The following is a 3,326-nucleotide window of genomic DNA, read 5'->3' as shown; positions in this document are numbered from 1 at the left end:
TCGAGCACGGCGCGTCGTTCCGCGGCGCCGAGCGCGCGGTGGCTGCTCCTCTTCGCGCGCGGCGGGCGCGGCTTGAGCGCGCGGTAGTAGGTAGCCTTCGGCAGTCCCAGCGCGGCGCACGACGACGTGATGCCGAGCCGGGCGCCGAGATCGGTGACCGCCTGCATCACTTCTCCTCGTCGGGCTTCGGCAGTTGGATCCCCAGCAGCTCCGAGACTTTCCTAAGAAGCTCCGACCGTGGCGGCCCCCTCGACGAGTGTGAAGCCCAGGGCATCGGCCCGGTGGCGGAGGTTGGCGATGACGCGCTGGCGGTAGCGCTCCTCATAGTAGTCCGCACCCGGGTCGACGTACGCCTTGCCGTAGCGCAGGGTGTTGTAGAAGAGCACGGCGATCTTGCGCGCCGTCGCGGTCACCGCCTTCGCCTTGCCTATCCGCGCGGCGAGCCGGCGGAAGAACGCCCCGAGCGCCGTGCTCGTCCTACCAACCGACACCGCCGCCAGGCGAAGCAAGACCGCCGCGCGGTTAGCCGACCGGCGCGTGCGCGCGCTGAGCACCTTGCCGCCAGAGATCTTGCAGCCGGGTGCGAGTGTCAACCACGACGTGAAGTGCTTCGCCGTAGGCCACCGAGCCATGTCGGTGCCACACTCGGCGACAATCCGCAGTGCGGAGTAGGGGCCGATGCCATCGATCTGCGTCAAGTCGACGCCGAGCAGCGCGTGCAGAACGGCCTGGATCTCGAAGCGCGGCTCGTTCTTCTGGGGCTTTCGCGACCGCGGCGCAGATGCGGCGGGCGGCGCGGCAACAGAGCCCGTCGGCAGTGCACGCAGGCTGCGTTCGATCTCGGCATCGCAGTCCTGCAGCTTGGCTTGGTAGGCGTCGTAGAGCTCGACCGCTTGCCGGAGCGCGAAGACGTGCTCGGGCCTGTAGTGCCCAGTCAAGGCCTCGCTGATCGTCGCGGCAGACGCCTTGCAGCGCACGTCTCGGTGAGCTGCAAGCACCTTGGCGTCGCGCTCGCCCGCGATGATCGCGCGCACGATCTTCATGCCCGTGACGCCCGTGATGTCGCTGACGACATGGTGTAGCTGCAGGTTCATCTGCATCAACGCCTTCTGCATGTGCTGCACGTGCGCCGCAGCATACTCGAGCATCCTCTCGCGGTGCCGCAGGTAGGCGCGCAGCGCGACGATCGCAGCGCCGGGGCGGAAGCTCGCGCGCAGCAGTCCGTAGCTGTGCAGTTGCTGGATCCACTGTGCGTCATTGACGTCCGTCTTGCGGCCGGGGACGGTCTTGGCGTCGCGCGCGTTGACGAGCACAACGTCGAGGCCGCGCGCTTCGAGCATCTCAAAGACGGGCACCCAGTAGATGCCCGTCGACTCCATCGCGACGGTCGTGATACCGCAGCCCACGAGCCAGTCCCCGAGCGCGCTCAGATCGGCGGTGAAGCTGCGGAACGTGCGCACCGGCTCGACCTCGATATCTGCCGGCACGGCAACGACGTGAAACGTCGCACCGATGTCGATCCCAGCGGCGCGACGGTGGATGGGTGTCAGTTCAGTCGGAGCGCGCGCGCCCTTCTTGTTCGCCATGTGGGACCTCCAGAGAAGGGCCGGGAGGCGGGCGTGCGCATCAGAACACTTTCCTAAACGGGATCGCCGCGAGGCGTCACCACTGCCAAGTCCGCAACACGCCCTGGACCATGTTTTTTTACGGGGATGACATCGCCAAAAAGCAGCCGGCCGCTCCTCCCGAGCCCGCTGCCCTGATACCGCACCCGAGCTTCTCGTCCAACAGGTGGGGCACCGCCCGGGACCGTTTTTTTGGAGCTCGACGAGGCCCTCGGCGCGCTCCGCGCGCCGCTGCAGACGCGCATTCTCGCGCTCGAGCTCGGCGACCTTCCGCTCGAGCGGGTGCGGGACCTTCGCGGGCGGCCCGCGCTTCTTGGGCGCGAGCCCGGCCAGCGCACCGCTGTCGCGGGCCCGTTGCCATTCCACGAGGTGCGACGAGTACAGGCCCTCGCGACGGAGCAGGGCGCCGATCTCGCCCGGCTTCGTACACGCCTCGGCCTCGGCCAAGACCTTGCGCTTGTACTCGGCGGTGAACTGCCGCCTGCGCGCCTTCGCGGACACCTCGGTCTCCTGCCCAACCAACCCGATCTCTGCGCTGCTCACCGTAAAGTCCAAGCTCGCCCTTCTACACTAAACTCCGTAGGGGTCGTTGTCTCACTCACGTTGGCAGAGAGGGGTTCGTCGCGCGTGAGACCGCCGATGTGGTGGCGCACGACGACGCGCTGGCTGAGTGGCTCGTGTACCGCCATCGCGATCCGGCGCCGCAGTTCGGCCTGGCCGACGAGGATGAGGCAGAGCCGGTTCTGCGAGTCCATCTCGTAGTTGGTGAGCAGCCGCAGATCCTCGAGCACCTCGCTGCGGAGGTGCTCGTCGACGACGAGGACCGGCCGCACCTTGGTCTCGAGGCAAAGGCGGGTCACCTCGGCGCGGATGACGCGGTAGAGCGCGGCGCGACTGCGTTCGGTCGGCAGGCCGAGCTCCCAGGCGATGGACTTGTACATGTCGGTCACGTTGCCGGTGGAGAGGGGCACGTAGAGGACGCGGTAGAGGCCGGAGTGGAGGGAGGCAGCAACCTTGCGGCAGATGGTGGTCTTGCCGCTCCCGGGCTCGCGGGTGACGAGGCCGATGCCGCGGAGGTCGAGGAGGTGCGCAGACGCACCTCCAGCTCGGTGGCGGCCGCGGAGGCGAAGAGGTCCTCGGGGGCGAGGTCCCTCGCGAAGGGATGATGACGGGCGAGCCCGAAGTGCTTGCGGTACATGGTCAGTCCTCCTCCTCGGCCAGGTCGGCGAGGCGGAGCCCCTCGGGCTGTTCGCGCTTCACGAAGCAGTTCGCGTGAACGTCGACGACCCTGGCGTCCTGGATCTTCTCGCCCTTCGCCCAGACCTGCACCGCGCGCTTGGGCTTCGACGGGTCGTATCGCAGCGTGACCAGCGCTCCGACGAGAGCGGCATCGACCTCGTAGATGACGCCCCCGAGGCTCACGGTGCGGTCCTTCGCGACCTTCCGCTTCGCCTCGTTGAGGAAGAGGTCGTCGATGCCAGAGCCGAGATAGCGGACCTCGTCCGCGGTGGCGGCCCACCGGTCGAGGGGCGTCGCGCCGTCTGTTGCCGCGCATCTCCGATGACGGCGTAGCCCTCGATCTCACGCAGGCTGCGTGAGGGAGAGTGGCGCGTCATGACGGTGACGGCCATCGAGCAGCCTGGAAACTGGCGATCACGGTCGGTGATGATATCGACGCCACCGAGGAGGGGGCACCGGCAC

Annotated in this window: 3 protein-coding genes and 2 pseudogenes; all 5 read right to left on the bottom strand. The window is 68.1% G+C overall.

Going from position 1 to position 3,326, the window contains the following annotated elements; genetic code table 11:
- A pseudogene (locus MNZ27_RS23000) lies at nucleotides 1-221 on the bottom strand (IS3 family transposase); the annotation flags it as partial.
- Nucleotides 222-1,586, bottom strand: a complete 1,365-nt coding sequence (locus MNZ27_RS22995; protein WP_242396398.1) for an IS110 family RNA-guided transposase — start codon at nucleotides 1,584-1,586, stop codon at nucleotides 222-224.
- Nucleotides 1,587-1,802: 216 nt separating this feature from the next.
- Nucleotides 1,803-2,180, bottom strand: a pseudogene (locus tag MNZ27_RS22990) (IS3 family transposase); the annotation flags it as partial.
- The gene (locus MNZ27_RS22985; RefSeq protein WP_308198023.1) at nucleotides 2,165-2,692 is read right to left on the bottom strand and encodes an ExeA family protein; all 528 of its coding nucleotides are present in this window, start codon (nucleotides 2,690-2,692) and stop codon (nucleotides 2,165-2,167) included. The gene MNZ27_RS22985 and the pseudogene MNZ27_RS22990, both read right to left, overlap by 16 nt.
- 133 nt (nucleotides 2,693-2,825) lie before the next feature.
- Nucleotides 2,826-3,101 carry a Mu transposase C-terminal domain-containing protein gene (locus MNZ27_RS22980; protein ID WP_308198022.1) on the bottom strand — a complete coding sequence of 92 codons (276 nt, stop codon included), beginning with the start codon at nucleotides 3,099-3,101 and terminating at the stop codon, nucleotides 2,826-2,828.
- Nucleotides 3,102-3,326 lie beyond the last annotated feature (225 nt).

Source organism: Anaeromyxobacter oryzisoli, from assembly GCF_022690765.1.
Classification (GTDB): domain Bacteria; phylum Myxococcota; class Myxococcia; order Myxococcales; family Anaeromyxobacteraceae; genus Anaeromyxobacter; species Anaeromyxobacter oryzisoli.
Note: the sequence above shows the minus strand (reverse complement) of the source record. Positions and strands in the feature narration are given on the sequence as shown.

Bases quoted from the DNA above. Each gene is read 5' to 3' on its own strand.
- MNZ27_RS22995 (WP_242396398.1), bottom strand. From the start codon at position 1,586: ATGGCGAACAAGAAGGGCGCGCGCGCTCCGACTGAACTGACACCCATC.